Source organism: Azospirillum sp. FG154, from assembly GCF_057809575.1.
The window spans coordinates 1-20,284 of sequence record NZ_JBMDKF010000022.1 but is presented as its reverse complement, the minus strand read 5'-3'; the positions used below and the strand labels follow the sequence as shown (position 1 = coordinate 20,284).

The 20,284-nt window shown below is 65.2% G+C and carries 16 protein-coding genes and 1 CRISPR repeat array; of the genes, 12 read left to right on the top strand and 4 right to left on the bottom strand.

All coding sequences use genetic code 11. The annotated features are described in order from the left end of the window. Positions 1-4: 4 nt before the first annotated feature. Both ACODS4_RS21155 and ACODS4_RS21150 read right to left on the bottom strand, forming a co-directional pair. Positions 5-796 carry a CoA-transferase subunit beta gene (locus ACODS4_RS21155; RefSeq protein WP_488867230.1) on the bottom strand — a complete coding sequence of 264 codons (792 nt, stop codon included), beginning with the start codon at positions 794-796 and terminating at the stop codon, positions 5-7. Further along, entirely contained in the window at positions 796-1,659 is an 864-nt protein-coding gene (locus ACODS4_RS21150) for a CoA transferase subunit A (protein ID WP_488867228.1), read from the bottom strand. The genes ACODS4_RS21155 and ACODS4_RS21150 overlap by 1 nt, the downstream gene beginning before the upstream one ends. Before the next feature lie 336 nt (positions 1,660-1,995). On the opposite strand from ACODS4_RS21150, the gene ACODS4_RS21145 reads away from it, so the two are divergent. The 5 genes from ACODS4_RS21145 to ACODS4_RS21125 all read left to right on the top strand — a co-directional run bounded on the left by ACODS4_RS21145 (position 1,996) and on the right by ACODS4_RS21125 (position 6,629). Continuing rightward, positions 1,996-3,183 carry an ABC transporter substrate-binding protein gene (locus tag ACODS4_RS21145; protein WP_488867226.1) on the top strand — a complete coding sequence of 396 codons (1,188 nt, stop codon included), beginning with the start codon at positions 1,996-1,998 and terminating at the stop codon, positions 3,181-3,183. A gap of 69 nt (positions 3,184-3,252) precedes the next feature. Further along, positions 3,253-4,122: a branched-chain amino acid ABC transporter permease gene (locus ACODS4_RS21140; RefSeq protein WP_488867224.1), complete on the top strand. Its 870-nt coding sequence runs from the start codon at positions 3,253-3,255 to the stop codon at positions 4,120-4,122. After that, a complete protein-coding gene (locus ACODS4_RS21135; RefSeq protein WP_488867222.1) occupies positions 4,119-5,162 on the top strand; it encodes a branched-chain amino acid ABC transporter permease in 1,044 nt (347 codons plus the stop codon). The genes ACODS4_RS21140 and ACODS4_RS21135 overlap by 4 nt, the downstream gene beginning before the upstream one ends. Further along, the gene (locus ACODS4_RS21130) at positions 5,159-5,914 is read left to right on the top strand and encodes an ABC transporter ATP-binding protein (RefSeq protein ID WP_488867220.1); all 756 of its coding nucleotides are present in this window, start codon (positions 5,159-5,161) and stop codon (positions 5,912-5,914) included. The genes ACODS4_RS21135 and ACODS4_RS21130 overlap by 4 nt, the downstream gene beginning before the upstream one ends. Next, positions 5,904-6,629 carry an ABC transporter ATP-binding protein gene (locus ACODS4_RS21125; protein WP_488867218.1) on the top strand — a complete coding sequence of 242 codons (726 nt, stop codon included), beginning with the start codon at positions 5,904-5,906 and terminating at the stop codon, positions 6,627-6,629. Before ACODS4_RS21130 ends, ACODS4_RS21125 begins: the two co-directional genes overlap by 11 nt. 2 nt (positions 6,630-6,631) lie before the next feature. Here ACODS4_RS21125 and mog read toward each other — a convergent pair whose 3' ends face one another. Then, complete coding sequence (gene mog, locus ACODS4_RS21120) at positions 6,632-7,168, bottom strand: molybdopterin adenylyltransferase (RefSeq protein WP_488867216.1); 537 nt, start codon at positions 7,166-7,168, stop codon at positions 6,632-6,634. 319 nt (positions 7,169-7,487) lie between these two features. Then, a CRISPR array of direct repeats spans positions 7,488-8,783; the repeat unit is 32 nt; unit sequence GTTCGCCCCTTCACGGGGGCGTGGATTGAAAC. A 754-nt stretch (positions 8,784-9,537) separates the two neighbouring features. On the opposite strand from mog, the gene ACODS4_RS21115 reads away from it, so the two are divergent. The 4 genes from ACODS4_RS21115 to ACODS4_RS21100 all read left to right on the top strand — a co-directional run bounded on the left by ACODS4_RS21115 (position 9,538) and on the right by ACODS4_RS21100 (position 16,147). Continuing rightward, positions 9,538-9,744 (top strand): hypothetical protein, encoded by a 207-nt coding sequence (locus tag ACODS4_RS21115; protein WP_488867214.1) that lies wholly within the window; start codon positions 9,538-9,540, stop codon positions 9,742-9,744. A 207-nt stretch (positions 9,745-9,951) separates the two neighbouring features. Then, on the top strand, positions 9,952-12,288 hold the full coding sequence (locus tag ACODS4_RS21110; RefSeq protein ID WP_488867212.1) for a heavy metal translocating P-type ATPase: 2,337 nt from the start codon (positions 9,952-9,954) through the stop codon (positions 12,286-12,288). Positions 12,289-12,425: 137 nt separating this feature from the next. Further along, positions 12,426-12,881 (top strand): RrF2 family transcriptional regulator, encoded by a 456-nt coding sequence (locus ACODS4_RS21105; protein WP_488867210.1) that lies wholly within the window; start codon positions 12,426-12,428, stop codon positions 12,879-12,881. A gap of 329 nt (positions 12,882-13,210) precedes the next feature. Then, positions 13,211-16,147 carry a bifunctional diguanylate cyclase/phosphodiesterase gene (locus ACODS4_RS21100; RefSeq protein ID WP_488867208.1) on the top strand — a complete coding sequence of 979 codons (2,937 nt, stop codon included), beginning with the start codon at positions 13,211-13,213 and terminating at the stop codon, positions 16,145-16,147. A gap of 45 nt (positions 16,148-16,192) precedes the next feature. On the opposite strand, the gene ACODS4_RS21095 is transcribed toward ACODS4_RS21100, so the two are convergent. Further along, the gene (locus ACODS4_RS21095) at positions 16,193-17,386 is read right to left on the bottom strand and encodes a 4-hydroxybenzoate 3-monooxygenase (protein WP_488867206.1); all 1,194 of its coding nucleotides are present in this window, start codon (positions 17,384-17,386) and stop codon (positions 16,193-16,195) included. Between the two features lie 165 nt (positions 17,387-17,551). Between ACODS4_RS21095 and ACODS4_RS21090 the strand changes: the two genes are divergently transcribed. From ACODS4_RS21090 to ACODS4_RS21080, 3 genes are read left to right on the top strand one after another with little or no spacing between them, the layout of a single operon-like run. Continuing rightward, positions 17,552-18,517, top strand: a complete 966-nt coding sequence (locus ACODS4_RS21090; protein WP_488867204.1) for a helix-turn-helix domain-containing protein — start codon at positions 17,552-17,554, stop codon at positions 18,515-18,517. A gap of 40 nt (positions 18,518-18,557) precedes the next feature. Continuing rightward, the gene (gene cysE, locus ACODS4_RS21085) at positions 18,558-19,391 is read left to right on the top strand and encodes a serine O-acetyltransferase (protein WP_488867202.1); all 834 of its coding nucleotides are present in this window, start codon (positions 18,558-18,560) and stop codon (positions 19,389-19,391) included. Positions 19,392-19,431: 40 nt separating this feature from the next. Then, positions 19,432-20,175, top strand: coding sequence for an alpha/beta fold hydrolase (locus ACODS4_RS21080; RefSeq protein WP_488867200.1), 744 nt, complete (start codon positions 19,432-19,434; stop codon positions 20,173-20,175). Positions 20,176-20,284: the final 109 nt, after the last annotated feature.

Below are 20,284 nucleotides of genomic sequence, written 5' to 3'. Positions count from 1 at the left end.
GCGATCAACCCTCCGAACTGGTGCTTTGCCCGTGCGCCTTGGCGGTGCGGGCCTGAAGATCGCGCAGCGCGGCCAGCGCGTCGGCGTCGGGAATCTCGGTGACTGTGAGGTCGGGCGAAATTTTCACGTCCCAGCCGGTCGCCTCGCGCACCTGCTCCACCGTCACGCCGGGATGGATGCTGGTCAAGGTCAACTCGCGCGTCACCGGGTCGGGCGTCAGGATGCCCAGGTCGGTGATGACCGCCGTCGGGCCGCCGCCGGTGATCCCCGCCTTTTCCCGCGCGTCACCGCCATCCAGGAAGCCCGCCGAGGTGATGAAGGGCAACTTTTCGACGAAGGCCTTCTTGTTCTGCTTCAGAACGATGAAGACCTCCTTGGCCTGCGCCGCGATTTCCGGGGCGCCGCCGGCGCCGGGCAGCCGAACCTTGGGGTCGTCGTAGGGGCCGATGACCGTGGTGTTGATGTTGGCGAAACGGTCGATCTGCGCCGCGCCGAGAAAGCCGACGTCGATCCGCCCGCCCTGAAGCCAATAGCGGAAAATCTCCGGCGTGCTGACCACGGTGTCGGCGGTCAAGGACAGGTCGCCGTCGCCGATGGACAGCGGCAGGACGGTCGGCTTCGCGCCGATCGGGCCGGATTCATAAATCAACACGACGTCGGGCGCGTGGGTCAACCGGGCGAGGTTGGCGGCGGTCGAGGGCAGGCCGATGCCGACGAAGCACACCGTGCCGTTCTGCAACAGACGGCTGGCCGCCACCGTCATGATTTCGGCAGCCGAAAAGTCATGCGCGCTCATCACACCGTCTCCTTCTTCGCGCTGTCGGCGAGCGCCCGCTTGAAATCCGCGAAATCCACGGTGTCGAGGACATGGCGCTTCATCCAGGCTTGGAACGTCTCTCGGGTGCGGGCGATGGGATCCCAATCCTTGTAGAATTTGTTGTCGCGCTCCGAATAGCCTTGCGCGTAGGACGGATAGGCCCCGCCCGGAACATGACAGACGGCGGACACCGCCCAGCTCGGCAGCACGCAGGAATTGGTCGGCGCCTCCAGATCGTCGACAATCTCCTCCACCGTGATGATGGAGCGTTTGGCGGCCAGAACCGCTTCCTTCTGCACGCCCAGAATGCCCCACAGCAGCACGTTGCCGCGCCGGTCGGCCTTTTGCGCGTGGATCACGGTGACGTCGGGGCGCACCGACGGGATCGCCGCCAGCTTTTCCCCGGTGAAGGGGCATTCGACGAAGCGGATGTTCGGGTTGACCTTCGGCAGGTCGGACCCGGTGTAGCCGCGCAGCAGGGCGAAGGGCAGGTTGGACGCGCCCGCGACATAGGCGTTGGCCATGCCCGCGTGGCTGTGCTCCTCAATCTCCAACCTGTGCGGCCAGCCCTGTTCCACCGCGTCGCGGAAGCGGTGGAGCGAGCCGACGCCGGGGTTGCCGCCCCAGGAGAAGATCAGTTTGCGGGCGCAGCCCATGCCGATGATCTGGTCATAGATCAAATCGGGCGTCATGCGGACCAGCGTCAGATCCTTTTTGCCCTGTCGAATGATTTCGTGACCGGCGGCGTGGGGGATGAGGTGGGTGAACCCCTCCAAAGCGACGGTGTTGCCGTCTTGCACAAGGCTGGACACCGCCTCGCGCAGAGGTGTGATGAGCGCCATAAGACCTCCCATTTGTGCGAAAATCGCACATTCATTTCCCTTTGCGCCCAGAATGGGCGGCGGGCACGCCCTGTGTCAAGTGCGAAAAATGATGTATGAGTTCGATAATCGCCCTTACTGCGCCGCAGCACAATGCATCCCTATCCATAAAAACTCAGAATCTTGATCTTTTCGTTGTTTTACAGATGATTATGCTAAGCTCTCTTTCTGGGCGTTTATCGCCCATAAAATCATATACCGCACTTGACGATCCGCTTTCCCCTCAGTAGGCTGCACGGAAGATCACGCAGCCGGGATTCACCCGACGCGGCCCTGACGGTGGACAGATTGGGAGGGATGATGACGACGACTCTGCGCAAGGCGCTTTTGGGCGCGGTCTTCGCGGCTTCACTGGGCGTTGGCGGCGCCGACGCGGCGACGATCAAGGTCGGGGTGATCGCCCCCTTCTCCGGTCCCTTCGCCATGTTCGGCCAGACCTTCAAGGAGGGCATCGCCGTCTATCAGGCCGAACATGGCAAAACGGTCGGCGGCGACACCGTGGAGTTCGTCTTCAAGGATCTCGATCAGGCCAACCCGGCGCAGTCGAAGGCTCTGGCGCAAGAGTTGATCGTGAAGGAGCGGGTGAGCTTTCTGGCCGGATTCGCCTTCACCCCCGACGCGATGGCCGTGGCCCCCTTGATCGACGAGGCCAACATCCCCGCCGTGATCTTCAACGCCGCGACCTCCGCCATCACGGAAAAATCGCCGCGTTACGTCCGCAGTTCCTTCACCCTGTGGCAGAACACGGTGCCGCTGGCCAACCACATCGCCAAGCTGGGCGTCAAAAAGGCGATCACCGCCGTCAGCGATTACGGCCCCGGCATCGACGGTGAAACCGCCTTCAAGGCCACCTTTGAAAAGGCGGGCGGCGCGGTGGTGGACACCATCCGCATGCCGCTGAAATCGAACGACTTCGCCCCCTTCATGCAGCGCATCAAAGACAGCGGGGCCGAAGCGGTCTACGCCTTCCTGCCCGCCGGACCGACGACGCTCGCCTTCGCCAAGGCCTTCGCCGACAACGGCCTGAAGGAGAAGGGCATCCAGTTCTTCGGCCCCGGCGACATCACCCAGGAACCCGACCTTCCGGCGCTGGGCGACGCGGTGCTGGGGATGACCACCAGCTTCCATTACAGCCAAGCCCATGATTCCGCTGTGAACAAAAGCTTTCTGGCGAAATACAAGGAGCTGTTCGGGTCGTCGGACAACGCCACCTTCACCTCGGTCGGCGCCTATGACGGCGTGCATCTGATCTACACCATGATCGCCAAGACCGGCGGCAAGATCGACGGGCTGAAGGCGGTGGAAGCGGTGAAGGGCATGAGCTGGGAAAGCCCGCGCGGCCCCGTGACCATCGACCCCGACAGCCGCCACATCCGCCAAACCATCTATCTGCGCACGGTGGAGCGGGTGAACGGCAAGCTGCAAAACACGGAAAAGGCGTCCTTCCCCGAACAGCCGGATTTCGGCTTCAAAATCGGCAAGTAAGCGGGTTGCGCGTCGTCCCCTCTTCCCTTGCGGGAGAGGGGACGGTCCAGCGAACAGGCGGAGCGTGTCATGGAAACCATGTTCGGCATCGCCGTGGACGGCGTCGCCTATGGGATGATCCTGTTCATCATTTCGGTCGGCCTGTCGGTGACGCTGGGGCTGATGCGGGTGGTCAATCTGGCCCATGGGGCCTTCGCCATGGTCGGCGGCTACGTCGCGTCCTACGCCGCGCAATCCTTCGGGCTGCCCTATGCGGCGGCGCTGCTGGTCGCGGTGCTGCTGACGGTGCTGGCGACGTTGCCGCTGGAAAGGCTGCTCTACCGCCGCATCTACGGCCACGCGAACGAGCTGTCGCAGGTGCTGCTGACCATCGGCTTGACCTTCGTCATCGTCGCGTCGGTCAATTACCTGTTCGGCCCGTCGTTGAAGCGGATCCCGTTGCCCGACCTGCTGCTCGGCACGGTGTCCTTGGGGCCGAAGTCCATCCCGACGCACCGCGCCTTCGTCATCGCCGCCGGGGCCGTCACCCTGCTTGGCCTGTGGTGGTTGCTGGAGCGCACCGATTTCGGCATCCGTCTGCGCGCGGCGGTCGATGATCCGGCGATGGCCGCCGCGCTCGGCATCCGCACCGAACGGCTTTACATGGCGACCTTCGCGCTCGGCACGGGCCTTGCCGCGTTGGGCGGGGTGTTGGGGGCGGAACTGCTGCCGTTGGAACCCTATTACGCCATCCGCTACATCGTGCTGTTTTTGGCGGTGGTGGCGGTCGGCGGGGCGGGCAGCATCTTCGGATCCGCCGCCGCCGCTCTGGCCTTGGGAATCACCGACACGGCGGGCAAATATCTGATACCGAATTTCGGCGAGTTCTTTTTCTACGCGGCCTTGATCCTGATCCTGTTCCGCTGGCCGCACGGCTTCTTCAAGGGGAAGATGGCATGAGCGCCACCATGACCGACGGCCTGAGCAAAGGATTGAGCGCCCCGATGACCCGTGATTCCGCCACACTGGCGACGCCCCGGCGCGATTTCGGTTGGCTGGCCGCGCCGATCACCGGCGCGCTGGGGTTGGCGGCCTTCTGGCTGTTTCCCGAGGATCTCGGGCTGATGACCCGCATCGCCGCGACCGCGCTGTATGTGCTGTCGCTCGACCTTGTGCTGGGCTATTGCGGAATCGCCACGCTGGGGCATGCGGCGATGTTCGGAACCGGGGCCTACGCGGCGGGGATCGCGGCGGTCCATCTGGTCAACGACCCGCTGGTTCTGCTGCTGATCGGCGGCGCGGCGGGCGGTTTGATGGCGCTGGTCACGGGCGCCTTGATCCTGCACGCGCGCGGCCTGACGCTGCTGATGCTGACCATCGCGGTGACGCAGATTGTCCAGGAGGTCGCCAACAAGGCGCGCGACTGGACCGGCGGCAGCGACGGCCTGTCGGGAATCGACCCCGCCCCGTTGCTGGGCCTGTTCCGCTTCGACATGTTCGGCCGGACCTCCTACCTGTTCGCGGTGGCCGTTCTGGTGGTCGGCATGCTGGCGGCGCGGCGGATCGTGCGCTCCCCCTTCGGGCTGGCCTGCCGGGGGGTGAAGGAGGATCCCTTGCGGATTTCGGCGCTGGGCGGCTCGCCGCGCGCCTATCTGGTGACGATGTACGCCGTGGCCGGGATCTTCGCCGGGGCAGCCGGGGCGTTGACCGCCGTCAGCAGCGGCATCGTCGGGTTGGACAGCGTCAGCTTTTCCTGGTCGGCGGAGGCGCTGGTCATGCTGGTGCTGGGCGGAACCGGGCGGCTCTATGGCGCGGTGATCGGCACGGTGGCCTTCATGACCGTGCATCACATTCTGGCGGCGACCGATCCCTTCCACTGGATGCTGTTCATCGGCCTGTTCCTGATGGGAATCGTCCTGTTCCTGCCCGGCGGCGTCGCGTCGGGCGGCGAGCGGTTGCGCGCCCTGCTGGCCCGCAAGGGCGATGGAGAAGCGGCATGAGCGTTCTTTTGGAGGTTCAGGGACTCAGCAAGAATTTCGGCGGGCTTCAGGTGTCCTCCGACATCAGCATGAGCCTGAAGGCGGGCGACCGCTGCGCCCTGATCGGGCCGAACGGGGCCGGCAAGACCACCTTCGTCAATCTTGTCACCGGCGTTCTGCCGCCGACCGCCGGGGCGATCCGGCTGGATGGCCGCGACGTCACCAAACTGTCGGCGGCGGATCGGGTGCGGCGCGGCCTGATCCGCTCCTTCCAGGTCGCCCGCCTGTTCAAATCCATGACGGTGCGCGAGCATATGGAGCTGGCGGTGCTGCAACGCGACCGCCGCACCTTCCGTCTGTTCGCCTCCGTCGCCAAAACCGCCGGGCTGGCCGACGAGGTGGCGGAGTGTCTGGGTCTGATGGGTCTGGGCGCGGCGGCGGAAACGCCGGTCGGCTCGCTGGCGTACGGGCAACAACGCTTGCTGGAAATCGCTCTGGCGCTCGCCATGCGGCCCAAGGTGCTGATCCTTGACGAACCGGCGGCGGGCGTGCCCCATTCGGAAAGCCAGCGCATCCTGGACGCCATCGACCGCCTACCCAAGGATCTGGCGGTTCTGATGATCGAGCACGACATGGATCTGGTGTCGCGCTTCGCGTCCTCCATCGTCGTGCTGGCGCAGGGCAAGCTTTTGTGCAGCGGCGCGACGCGCGACGTCATGGCGGACCCCCGCGTCCGCGAAGTCTATTTGGGGAGCCGGGCCAATGCGCATTGAGGGCCAGGGAACGGAAAAGGGCTTGCTGGACATCAGCGACCTGCGCGCCGGTTATGGCGCCACGCTCATTCTCGACGGCGTGTCCTTCTCCGTGCCGCCGCGCGGGCGTCTGGCCCTGCTGGGGCGCAACGGCGTCGGCAAATCGACGACGCTGGCGACGCTGGTCGGGCAGACGACGCGCCATGGCGGCTCGATCAAACTGGACGGGGTGGAGTTGGGCGGCTTGGCCTCCTCGGCGCGGGCGGCGGCGGGGTTGGGCTATGTGCCGCAGACCCGCGACGTCTTCAAATCCCTGACGGTCGAGGAAAATCTCGTCACCGGCCTGAAGGGCCGCCCGCGCGCCGCGTTGGAGGAGGCCTACGCCCTGTTCCCCCGCCTGGGCGAGCGGCGGCGCAACGGCGGCGCCGAGCTGTCGGGCGGCGAGCAGCAAATGCTGTCGGTGGCCCGCGCCCTGCTGGGCCAACCCTCCGTCCTGCTGCTCGACGAACCGTTGGAGGGGCTGGCCCCGGTGATCTGCGACCTGCTGATGGACGCGCTGTCCAAGCTGGACATGACCGTGATCCTGGTGGAGCAGCAGATCGACCGGGCGCTGGAGTTCGCCGACAGCGTCGTCTTCCTCGACCGGGGCCGGGTGGTCCACGCCGGACCCGCCCGCCACGCGGCGGACGACGCGGCGTTGCTGGAACGCCATCTCGGCGTGGCTTTGGCGGCCTGACGTTATGAACCGGGACGGAAGGCGCGGCAGACGTCCGGGTCGGTGTCGATCCGCCCCGCCCCGATCAAATCCAGGCAATAGGGAATCGCCGGAAACACCGCCATCAGGCAATCCTCAATGGCCGACGGCTTGCCCGGCAGATTGACGATCAGGCAGGATCCGCGAATCCCCGCCGTCTGGCGCGACAGGATGGCCGTCGGCACGACCGCCAGACTGACCTTGCGCATCAACTCGCCAAAGCCCGGCATCATCTTCTGGCACACCCGTTCGGTCGCCTCCGGCGTCACGTCGCGCGGGGCGGGGCCGGTGCCGCCGGTGGTGACGATCAACCCGCAGCCCGCCGCGTCGGCCAGTTCCGCCAGCGTGGCGGCGACGCCGTCGAGATCGTCGGGGATCACCCGCGCCTCGGCGACCCAAGGCGAGGCGATGACGCGATCCAGCGCGGCGCGGATCGCCGGACCGCCCTTGTCCTGATAAACGCCTTGGCTGGCGCGGTCGGAAACGGTGACAATGCCGATGCGGATCGGGGATGCGGTCATGACGGCGGGCGTTCCTGCTGATGGTCGGACGGGGAAAGACGCAAGCCTATCTGAAACGCCGGTCCGCTGGGTTTGACCGCCGTCAAGCACGCCAATCCACGCGAAACGCGAATCCAGCCGTGGATCCGAAGGCCCCTTGATGGTTTAATGCCCGCGAACCCCAAGCGAACACGATTTCCCTGATCGGTTCGCGCACGAGGAACGCCAACGGGTTGAACCGCAAACAGCGACACACGCCCCCCGGCCACGCCCCGACCGACAAAGGGTTCGCGCCAAATGGGGAATTGTGGGTTCTTGAACAAGTCTATAGTGTTTGGGAGTTCGCCCCTTCACGGGGGCGTGGATTGAAACGCCGACGACGCACGCATGCCCGGATTCGTCGAAGAGTTCGCCCCTTCACGGGGGCGTGGATTGAAACACCGCCAGCATCGACGCCGCCATGACGCTGGTGCCGGTTCGCCCCTTCACGGGGGCGTGGATTGAAACCGGATCACTTACGATTTCCAATGGAGGGCGGAATGTTCGCCCCTTCACGGGGGCGTGGATTGAAACAAGGCGGTAGGTAAGACCGGCAGGCAGAGCGGCCGTTCGCCCCTTCACGGGGGCGTGGATTGAAACTTGAAGTTGATTGAAGACACGCCGTCAACATAGAAGTTCGCCCCTTCACGGGGGCGTGGATTGAAACGTCAACTTAATCCGGGTCGTCCCGCCCAAGGTGGTTCGCCCCTTCACGGGGGCGTGGATTGAAACTAGTAGGCGCTGACCTAGGTCCCTTCGGTCGTGAGGTTCGCCCCTTCACGGGGGCGTGGATTGAAACATGCGCCCCGTTGCCGGACCCGATCCACCTTGTGGGTTCGCCCCTTCACGGGGGCGTGGATTGAAACCGCATATTGTTGAACGCCTTTTGGATTTCGTTGGTTCGCCCCTTCACGGGGGCGTGGATTGAAACGTGTCCAGCGGTTACAGTTGGCGCGACGCGCCCCGTTCGCCCCTTCACGGGGGCGTGGATTGAAACTCGGCACATTCGTGCTAAAGCAGACCCTCACTTTGGTTCGCCCCTTCACGGGGGCGTGGATTGAAACGGCTGCGGGAATGCTAAAGCGGATCATGTGACGTCGTTCGCCCCTTCACGGGGGCGTGGATTGAAACTGCCGCCGCTACCCGGCCAGCAAGGTCCGGGCGAGTTCGCCCCTTCACGGGGGCGTGGATTGAAACTCCGAACACACCTTCGGCCCCGGCGCCAGAACGGGTTCGCCCCTTCACGGGGGCGTGGATTGAAACGTCCTTTGCCTCAATGAGAGAAATCACGCCGCCGCGTTCGCCCCTTCACGGGGGCGTGGATTGAAACTCCACCGTAGAGATCGCGCCCCCACACCTTGGAAAGTTCGCCCCTTCACGGGGGCGTGGATTGAAACGGGTTCGGTGAAGTCGGGCATCACCGGGCGGCGCGTTCGCCCCTTCACGGGGGCGTGGATTGAAACTCCAACGCCGCGATTTCCGCGTTTAGAGCGGCAGCGTTCGCCCCTTCACGGGGGCGTGGATTGAAACTTTCCGAAGGACTGGATCAACGACAACCCCAGCGCGTTCGCCCCTTCACGGGAGCGTGGATCAGGGCAATCGCTTGAACACGCTGTTGGCGATCCCGAGACAAGATTTGACACGGATTTCACGAATTCTCACACGGATTTCACGGATGTCTTCCTTGGACCAAGGCCCATCGCGTCGAAAGGTTCGCTCATTGGCGGAAATCCGTGAAATCCGTGAGTCAGTCCGTGAAATCCGTGTCAAATCTTGTCAGACATCCCCGATCTCTTCGTTCAAGCGATTGCCCTGGGGCGTGGATTGAAACGTTGCTGTAGGTCGGTTGAATAGCGCAAGGTGAACGTTCGCCCCTTCACGGGGGCGTGGATTGAAACAACGCGCCGTAAGTCGCTGGTCTATTTTGTCTTTGTTCGCCCCTTCACGGGGGCGTGGATTGAAACTACGACACGGCCCCGTTCCGCCATGAAATCCGGCTGGTTCGCCCCTTCACGGGGGCGTGGATTGAAACATCACCGGATCTTGTGGAATGGCATTGGAGAACAGTTCGCCCCTTCACGGGGGCGTGGATTGTGAGACTGTGCATAGCCATCGCCATGCTGGACGATGTTCGCCCCTGCATGGGTGTGCGGATTGTGTTCGGCGAAGCGGCTTGTTGGTGGTGGGCGGGGGCGAAGGCGGCGCGTTGTCGAACTGGCGCGCTTTTGGCTTCGGCTCGCCCCCACAGCGGCTCTCACAAGGATGTGAACTCTCATTAGATTTAATTCATGATTGGCGGCGCGACCCCGGTGTTAAGGTTTCGCCGTCGCGACAACATTGGGAGAAACATCATGATCGGTGGGGTGTCATCCTCCACGCCGTCCTATTCCCCCCAACAGCTTCAGGCTGCCGCGCCTCAGGCCGCCAAGGTGGACAGCGACGGCGACAACGACAACGACGCCACGGAATCGGCGTCGGTGAAAGCCAAGGAATCGGGCGGCGCGCCGCCGTTGCCGACCGATCCCAACCGTGGGCGGACCCTCAACATCTCCGCGTAACGGCGCAGCATGGCCAAGGAGCGCCGCCGTTCCGGCGCCCCCCTTGGCCGCGCCGTGCGCGACCTCGACCATTCCGGCCACCATCGTTCTTAAATTCCGCCGTCGCCCCGCAGGCCGCCTATGGCGGATGCGCAGGGCCGCCGCGCCTGACGCCGTGCTATTATTGATCCGACAATCTGCGCGCCTTTCGCGCCGGAGGATCGTGTCATGGCCCTCCCTCTTTTCCGCAAGCTCGCGCTGTTCGCCGTCGCCGCCGCTGGTCTGATGTTTGGGATTGGCGCCGGGTGGCTGGGCGAGGATCGGATCGCCGCCTGGGCTTGGGCGGCGGGCGCCCTGCCGACGCTGGCGGTCCTGCTGATTCACATTGTCCAGGCGATCCGACGCGGCGAAGCCGGGCTGGACATCATCGCCGTGCTGGCCCTGTCGGGAACGCTGGCGATGGGCGAGCCGCTGACCAGCGCCGTCATCGCCCTGATGGTCTCCAGCGGGCGGCTTTTGGAAGGCTGGGCGGCGGCGCGCGCGCAGCGGGAGATGACGGCGCTGCTCGACCGGGCGCCGCGTCAAGCCAACCGCTGCGAGGCCGACGGGCGCATCGTCACCATCCCACTTGACGACGTCAAAGCGAACGACCGGCTGCTGGTCCGCGCGGGCGACGTGCTGCCGGTGGACGGCACGCTGGCGGCGGGCGTCGCCGTGTTGGACGAAGCGGCCTTGACCGGCGAGCCGCTGCCGACCCGCCACGAGGCGGGCGGGCGGCTGCGCAGCGGCGCGACCAACGTCGGCGACGCGTTCGAGCTGATCGCCGTCACCACGGCGGCGGACAGCGCCTACGCCGGGATCATCCGGCTGGTGCGGGCGGCGCAAGAGTCGAAGGCTCCGGCCTCGCGGCTGGCCGACCGTTACGCCTTGCTGTTCGTGCCGCTGGCGCTGCTGGCGGCCGGGATCGCGTGGCTGTTGTCGGGGGATCCCAACCGCGCCCTGGCCGTTCTGGTGGTGGCGACCCCCTGTCCGTTGATCCTGGCGGTGCCCGTCGCCATCGTGGCGGGGATGTCGCGCTGCGCCAAGCGCGGCGTTCTGGTCAAGGGGGCGGGGGCGCTGGAAACGCTCGCCACCGTGAAAACGCTGCTGTTCGACAAAACCGGCACCCTGACCGGCGGGCGGGCGCGGGTCGTCGCGCTGGAGGTCGGCGGCAACGGCAAAGACGCGAACGGGCAGGGCGGCGCCATCGATTCCAACGACATGTTGCGGTTGGCGGCCTCGCTCGATCAAGCGTCGCAACATGTGCTGGCGGAGGCGATCATCGCGGCGGCGCGCGCGCGCGGCCTGCCCCTGTCGGCCCCGACCGCCATCCACGAACAACCCGGCGCGGGATTGACCGGGCGCGTCGATGGCCGCCTGGTGTCGGTTGGCGGCGTCGCCTATGTCGACGAACAGGCTCCGGCCCCACAGCCGCCGCCGTGGCGCGCCCGCTTCCTGCGCCGCATGGGTTACGAGGGGGCGGCGGGCGTCTTCGTCGCCGTCGATGGCGCCATGGTCGGCGCGATCTTGCTGGCCGACGAGATTCGCCCGGAGGCCGCCCGCTCGCTCCGCCTGCTGCGCAAGGCCGGGGCCGAACGTCTGGTGATGGTGACGGGCGACCACAGCGACGTCGCCGAAACCATCGGCGCGGCGCTGGAGCTGGATGGCGTGATCGCCGACTGCGCCCCCGCCGACAAGGTGGCGGCGGTCGAGGCGGCGAAGCGCCATGGCCCGACCGTGATGGTGGGCGACGGCGTCAACGACGCGCCCGCCCTGGCGATGGCCGATGTCGGCGTGGCGATGGGCGCGCGCGGCGCCGCCGCGTCGTCGGAAAGCGCTGACGTGGTGCTGTTGGTGGATCGGCTTGACCGGCTGGCCGAGGCGATGCGCGTCGCCCGCCGCTCGCGCCGCATCGCCGTGGAAAGCGTGCTGGTCGGCATGGGGTTGTCCTTCGTCGCCATGGGCGTCGCGGCGGCGGGCTTTCTGCCGCCCTTGAGCGGCGCGGTGTTGCAGGAGGTCATCGACGTCGCGGTGATCGTCAACGCCCTGCGGGCGCTGGGCGACGGGCGTTTTGGCCGCAAAGTCGGCTCCTTCCCGGTCGATGAGGCCGCCCGATTGAAGGCCGAACACGACGCGCTGCTGCCGCTCCTTGACCGCGTCCGCGCCACCGGCGACCGGCTGTCGGCGGGGCAGGCGTTGCCGACCAAACAGGATCTGGCCGATCTGGCCACCCGTCTGCGCGACGAGTTGCTGCGCCACGAGCAGGAGGACGACCGCGCGCTCTACCCGCAAATCGCCCAGTTGATCGGCGGCGTCGATCCGATGGCGGCGATGAGCCGGGGCCATCGCGAGGTTGGGCAACTGGTGCGCCGCTATGGCCGGATGGTCGCCGATCTCGCCGATCCCCCGGACGATCCGGCGGCCTTGCGCGAGACCCAGCGCGTTCTTTACAGCCTGGACGCCATCCTGCGCCTGCATTTCGCGCAGGAGGAAGAGATCTATCACGCCCTTGCCGACGCGGCGTAAGGAAGCGGGGGCAATCCCCTTGTATGACGCTCGCCTTGCACGGGGAAAGTCACTACAGTCCGCGACTGTGGGATCGGCGGGAAGACCGCGCCGATCCAAGATGGTCACGGTTCCGAACTGGGTGGATAGTCTCTGGGATGCTGTCGCAAAAAGCCAAATACGCCCTTCGCGCGCTCATCATGCTCGCTGAACAGGCCAACAACGACGATCTGATTTTGATCGCCGACATCGCCGAACGCGAGAACATCCCCCGCAAATTTCTGGAAGCCATTCTGGTGGAGTTGCGCAAGCACGGGCTGCTCTACGCCAAACGGGGCAAGAGCGGCGGTTATCGTCTGGCGCGCCCAGCGTCGGGGATCTCCTTTGGCGAGGTGATCCGATTGATCGACGGGCATCTCGCCCCCTTGCCCTGCGCCAGCAAATTTTCCTTCAAGCCGTGTGAGGATTGCGGCGATCCTGCGGTTTGTTCGGTGCGTTGGCTGATGACGCAGGTCCGCGACGCCACCGCCGGGGTCTTGGACAATCACAGCCTGTCCGACGCCCTGCGACACCGCCAATCCACCGGCGCTTTGGCGATGAACTTTGACATTTGACTGGCGACGCGTCGCGCAGACGCGCGCGCATGGAGCCGCCGCAATCAGGGTCGCCCCCAATCCGCAGAAGGGGCGCTGATGAGCGAAAGTACAATCCATTTCTCTAATAAAAGAGTAATGTGAAGGAGTGGTCGCTTGTGGGCGGTCATGCGCCGCAGGCGACGGCGAAAAAGCATGGCGGGGATCGACCGGGGTCACGCAAGGATCCAAGCCGAGGGGGATGGCGCATGGCCGAGACAGACGCTTTGCCAATCTGGGATCCAAACACAAGAAAAGCAGAAAAATTCAACATCACCCGCACATTGGCGTTTCTGTTCGCTTTTTTTGTTTTGTCCCTTTATTTCCCGACCGTCGCGGGACCGGTTGAGATTCTGTATTATCTGCCGCTCCACACGCTGTTTGAAACATTCGCCATCGCTGTGGCCATTCTTGTGTTCGCCATCGGCTGGAACTCCTACACCCAGCAGGCGACTCCGGCGCTGCTGGCCTTGTCCACAGGCTTTCTGGGCGTGGCGTTGCTTGATTTCGGGCATCTCTTGTCCTACGCGGGAATGCCGGACTTCGTGACTCCCTCCGGCCCGGAAAAGGCCATCGTCTTTTGGCTGGCCGCGCGTTTCATCGCCGCCGTCGCCCTGCTGGCGGCGGCCCTGCTGTCCTGGAAGCCGGAAGCCTCGGACATCCGACGTTATCCCCTGATCGGCGCGACGTTGCTGGCGGTGGCGGCGGTTTATGGCGTGACGCTCTGGTTTCCAGACACGTTGCCGCGCACCTTCATTCCCGGTCAGGGGCTGACCACGACCAAGCTCTACGCCGAATACGCCCTGGTTCTGCTCTATGGCGGGGCCGCCTTGGCCTTCCATTGGCGCAGGCGCCGCCCCTCGACGCTGGACGTCCCCCGCCTGATCGTCGCCGCCGTCGCCATCGCCATAAGCGAACTGTGCTTCACGCTGTATTTCAGCGTCTATGACCTGTCGAACGCCACAGGGCATCTCTATAAGGTGATTGGCTATTGGTATTTGTATCGGGCGATCTTCGTCACCTCCGTTCACCACCCCTATGACGCGCTGAACCGTTCGCAGTGGGAACTGTGGGCGGAAAAGGAACGGATGCGCGTCACGCTGCTGTCGATTGGCGACGGGTTGATCGCCACCGACACCGACGGACGGGTGACGCTGATGAACCGCGCCTCCGAACGGCTGACCGGCTGGACCATGGCCGAGGCGCTGGGCAAGCCGGTGTCGGACGTCTTCGCCATCGAAAGCGCTGAATCCGGTCAAGCGGTCAGCGTTCCGGTCGAACAGGTGCTGCGCGACGGCCAAATCGTCGGCTTGGCCAATCACACCGTGCTGGTGTCCCGCGACGGTCGGCGCAGCCACATCACCGACACCGCCGCCCCAATCCGCGACCGCAACGGCGCGCTGCACGGCGTCGTCTTGATTTTCCAGGATGTTACGGAAACCTACAACAGCCGCGAAGCCCTGAAGGACAGCCTGTCGCTCAACAAGGGCGTTCTGGAAAGCGCCGCCTGCGGCGTCATCGCCACCAGCCTGGACGGCGTCGTCCGCGTCTTCAACCGAGAGGCCGAAGAGATCACCGGCTACAGCGCCAAGGAGATGCTGGAACACCCAGCCTCGGCGCTGCTGCGTCTTCACGACGCCGACGAATTGCGCGTCCAGGCCGAACGGATGAGCCAAGCGCTGCAACGCCCGATCAAGCCGGATTTTGAGGTGTTCGTCGCCGCCACGCGGGAAAACGGCCTGCCCGAACAGCGGGAATGGACCTGCGTCCGCAAGGACGGGGCGCGGCGCCTGGTGTCGCTGGTCGTCAGCGTGCTGCGCGACAGCGGCGGCGTGGTCCGGGGCTATCTGGCCATCATGCTGGACGTCACCGAAAAAAAACGCGCCGAGCGCCAGATCGAAAGGCTCGCCTATTACGACCCCTTGACCGATCTGCCCAACCGTCGGCTGCTGCTGGAAAACCTGGAGCAGGCGCTGCGAACCGGGCGCCGGACCGGGCGCGTTGGCGCGTTGCTGTTCCTTGACCTCGACCATTTCAAGAATCTCAACGACGCGCGCGGCCACACGGCGGGCGACGCCTTGCTGCGGCAGTTGGCCCAACGGCTGCGCGGCGTTCTGCGCAAAGGCGAAATGGTCAGCCGTTTGAGCGGCGACGAATTCGTCATCCTGTTGCCCGACCTGGGCGCCGATCAGACGGAAGCGGCGTCCGCCGCCCATCAGGTCGCCGACAAGCTGCGGCGGGCGGTGGCCCTGCCGTTTCACTTGGACCAGCAGGATTACAGCCTGTTCGCCAGCGTCGGCCTGACGGTGTTTCCCAAGACGCCGGTTGAGACGGTCGATGACATCCTGATCCAGGCCGACAGCGCCATGTACGCGGCCAAGGACAGCGGCCGCAACAGCGTTCGCGAATTCGATCCTCTGATGCGGGCCGAAGCGGAAGCCCGCTTGCTGTTGGAACAGGATTTGCGCAAGGCGGTCGAAGGCGGCGAATTCACCCTGTTCCTGCAACCGCAAACCACCGCCGACGGCGCGTTGATCGCCGCCGAAGCGCTGGTTCGCTGGAACCACCCGACGCGCGGTCTGGTCGCCCCCGGCGCGTTCATCGCGGTGGCCGAAAATTCCGGCCTGATCCTGCCGCTGGGCGATTGGATATTGGCCGAAGCCTGCCGCATTCTCCGCCGGTTGGAGGATGCGGGAAGCTCCTGCCACCTGTCGGTCAACATCAGCCCCCGGCAGTTTCGCCAGACGAATTTCTGCGCGACGGTGATCGAGATCATGAATCGGACTCGGGTCAACCCCCGACGGCTGACGTTGGAAATCACCGAAGGCATCGCCATCGAGGACGTCCACGACACGGTCGCCAAGATGCGGGAATTGAGCGCCTGCGGGGTGTCCTTCTCGTTGGACGATTTCGGCACGGGTTTTTCGTCGCTGTCCTACCTGAAGCAGCTTCCGGTCAGCGAAATCAAGATCGACCGTTCCTTCATCCAGGATGTGGACGGCAACAGTCACAACGCCGTGCTGGTCGACATCATCCTGTCCATCGCCGACCGACTGGGCTTGAGAACGGTGGCGGAGGGCGTCGAAACCGCCGAGGATCGGGATTTCCTGAAAGAGCACGGCTGCGCCGTCTTCCAGGGCTATTATTTCAGCCGCCCGATCCCCGTCGATGTCTTTTTCCAAACCTATTCGCCGCTTGCGACCTCGCAAGGAATCACGCGGCGCGCGGAGGCCGACGCCCTGTCCTAACCCGCTGCGTCCTAACCCGCCGCGTCCTAACCCGCCGCCGGGCCGTCACTCCATCGGCAGACCGACGTAATTCTCCGCCAGCGCCGTCATCGCCGCGCGGGAATGGACGACGTAATCCAGATCGGCGAGATGGATTCGCTGCTCGAACGAGGTTTCGTTCGGGTTGTGATGCAGCATCGTCGTCATGTACCAGGAGAAGCGCTCAGCCTTCCAAATCCGCCGCAGGCATTGCGCGCTGTAGCCCGCCAAACCATCGCCGTCGCCCGATTTGAAAAAGGCGGTCAGGGCGCGGGACAGCACCAGAACGTCGGCGACCGCCAGATTCAGCCCCTTGGCTCCGGTCGGCGGCACGATGTGGGCGGCGTCGCCCGCCAGAAACAGGCGGCCATGCCGCATCGTCTCGCAAACAAAGCTGCGCATGGCGATGATGCCCTTTTGGAACACCGGCCCTTCGGTCAAAGCCCAACCGCTTTTGTCCTCCAACCGCGTGTGAAGCTCCGACCAGATGCGGGCGTCGGACCAGTTGGCGATGTCGTCCTTGGGATCGACCTGGATGTAGAGCCGCTGCACCTCCGGCGAACGGGTGCTGAGCAGGGCGAAGCCGCGTTCGTGGCTGGCGTAGATCAACTCGGGGTGCGAGGGCGGGGCGGAGGTCAGAATGCCAAGCCAGCCAAAGGGATAGACGATCTGATGCTCGCTGCGCATCGCCGTGGGAATGGCTTGACGGCTGGGACCGTGGAAGCCGTCGCACCCGGCGATGAAATCACAGCGCAATTCCTCAACCGGCCCCTCGGGGCTGCGGCGGAAGGTGATGAACGGTTGCTCGCTCTCCACCGCGTGAAGCTGGACGTCGGACACGCCGAAAATGATCTCTCCGCCATCCTCCAGCCGCGCGGCGACCAGATCGCGAATCACCTCGTGCTGGGCGTAGACGGTGACGCGCTTGCCGCCGGTCAACTCCGCCATGTCGATGTGATGGCTTTCCCGGTGGAAGCGCAGGGTGATGCCGGAATGGAAATGACCCTCGCGCATCATGCGCTCGCCCAGGCCCATTTCGTTCATCAGATCGACAACCCATTGCTCCAGAACGCCAGCCCGGATGGTGCCTTCGACCTCCGCCCGGCTGCGGCTCTCCAGGATGACGGTTTCAACGCCTTGGCGGCGCAGCAAATGCGCCAGAAACAAACCGGCGGGTCCAGCGCCGATGATCCCAACGGGGGTGCGGGTGATGGTGGCCATGTCTCTCAAACCTTCTGCGCGGGATTTTATTTGATAGAGCTTTTAAATAACAATCGGCTCTATCAATCGTTCTGAGGCGATCCTACCCTGCGGACGGCGACGCCGGACATAGACGAAGCGGCGAATTCCTTGTACTTTTCATCGTCCTTCTCCCTGGTCCCCGGCATGTCCACGCCCCTCGAACCCATCCCCCGCTATTGGCTGTATGGCGAGCCTCCGGCGGTTCCTGAGCTGCGCTTCGTCCATGTTGAAACGATTCCAGAGCGGATGCGCTTGCACAATTGGGAGGTTCAACCCCACCGCCATGACGGGTTGAGCCACAGCCTGCTGGTGACGCGCGGCGGCGGGCGGCTGACGGTGGACGCGGAGGAATGGCGGTTTCGCGCGCCCGCCTTGATCGCGGTCCCGGCCCAGGTGGTCCACGGCTTCCGCTTCGACCCCGACACCGACGGGTCGGTGCTGACCATGTCGGAAGGGTTTCTCGCCAGCGTGCTCACCGCCGTTCATGACGCGGAGTTGCGGGCGGCGTTGGCGCTGCCCTTCGCCCATGATCTGAGCGCCGACGCGCCGGAGACCGCCGATCTCGCCGCCGCCTTCGCCGCCATCACCGCCGAATTCCGCGCCCATCACCTTGGTCGGGCCAGCGCCATCGCCGCCCACGTCACGCTGACGCTGGTGACGACGGCCCGGCTGTTCGCCGCGCAGGGCAGGGCGGAGCAGGGGCAATCGCCCGACATCCGCCTGCTGGCCCGGCTGCGCCACCTGATCGACGAGCGGTTTCGCGCGCATTGGCCGGTGGACCGCTACGCCGCCACCCTGGGCGTCACCAGCGGGCGGCTGAACGCCGCCTGCCGCCGAGTCACCGGGCGATCCACCCTGCAACTGATCCACGCCCGCCTGATGCTGGAAGCGCAGCGGTCGCTGATCTACACCGGGCTTGGCATGGCCGAGATCGGCTACGCGTTGGGCTTTGAGGATCCGGCCTATTTCTCGCGTTTTTTCACCCAACGCGGCGGGCAATCGCCGCAAGCCTTTCGCCGGGCGCATTGGGAGGATCGCCGACATGCGTCAAGCGGGGGCGTTCCTGACCGCATAGGGCTTGACCCGGACGGGGCGTCCTTACCAAAGTAACCCTGTTGGATTTTAGCAAACGGCTGGGAAAGACGGACGCATGGACACCCTCGGCCTTACGGTGCGCGACCCGTCGCCGGTCGGACAGGATCTGTGGCGAACCCTGTGCGCCGACGCCACCCGCGTCGCGGCGGAAGAAAAGACGTTGCGGGTTTTTCTGAACGAATCCGTTCTGTCGCACGACTGTTTTGGCTCGGCGCTCGCCGCGCTTTTGGTGCGCAAGCTGGCCGACCGGGTGATGCCGCCGGATCGGTTGGCCGTCACCGTGCAGGCCGCCTTTGATTCTGAGGCGGGGATCGTCAACGCCGCCGCCGCCGATCTGGCCGCCATTCTGACCCGCGACCCAGCGGCGGACAGTTGCCTGACGCCGTTTCTCTATTTCAAGGGCTACCACGCCCTGCAATGGCACCGCGTCGCCCATTGGCTGTGGAAGCAGGACCGCCACAACCTCGCCCATTTCCTGCAAAGCCGGGTGTCGGAAACCTTCGCGGTGGACATCCACCCGGCGGTGCCGGTCGGGCGCGGCGTGTTCATCGACCATGGCACCGGCGTCGTCATCGGCGAAACGGCGGTGATCGGCAACGACGTCTCGATCCTGCAAAACGTCACGCTGGGCGGAACCGGCAAGGAGCATGGCGACCGTCACCCCAAGGTGCGCGACGGCGTGCTGCTGGCGGCGGGGGCCAAGGTGCTGGGAAACATCACCATCGGCGCCCACGCCAAGGTCGGCGCGGGCAGCGTCGTGCTGAAGGACGTGCCCGGCTGCGCCACGGTGGCCGGGATTCCCGCCCGCGTCGTCGGCTGGTGCCGCGACGAACTGGCCCCGGCGCTCAGCATGGACCAGAGCCTGCAACAGGGCGATTACAGCATCTGACATCCATTCCCGGTCTTCACCATCACAACGGACGCGCCCCATGACCCGCCGCCCGATGGTCTTCGTTCATGGCCTGATCGGAAGCCTGCAAACGCCGATCCTGCACCGCCCCTTCGCGCCCACGCCCACGCTCGCCCCCGATCTGCTGGGCTATGGGGTGGAGCGGGGAACCAATCCGGCCAGCATCACGCTCGCCGCCCAAGCCGACCACGTCCACCGGGCGGCGCGCGCGGCCTTTGGCGACCAGCCCGTGACGGTGATCGGGCATTCGGTGGGGGGAGCCATCGGCGCGTTGCTGGCCCATCAGCATCCTGAACAGGTCGCCGCCCTGGTGTCGGTGGAGGGCAATTTCACTTTGGGCGACGCCTTTTGGTCGGGCTCCGTCGCCCGCCTGTCGGAGGTGGAGGCTGAAAGCCTGATGGTTGGTTTCCGGGCTGATCCGGCGGGATGGCTCGCCCGTTCCGGCGTGCCGCCGACCCCTGAGCATTTGGAAGCCGCCGCCGATCTGCTGTCGCGTCAACCCGGATCGACCGTCCGGGCGATGGGCCGCGCGGTCGTCGAGGCCACCGGCCACCCGTCCTACCTCAACGCGGTCGAAGCTGTGTTCAACGCCATTCCGGTGCATCTGGTGGCCGGTGAACGCTCCGTCACCGGCTGGAACCTGCCGGATTGGGCCAAAGACAAAGCCGCCAGCCTAACGGTGATTCCAAACACCGGGCATATGATGATGGTGGAGAATCCGACAGCCTTCACCGACGCGTTGGCGCGCTGTCTGACGGACTGAATTCAGAAAAGGTGCGACAAGAAGACCGCCGCGCTTCAGGATAGAACCCACCCGCCTACAAATTTTGTTGCAACCGGATTGAAGTGTCAGCGGTTTTTGCAAAGTAGGA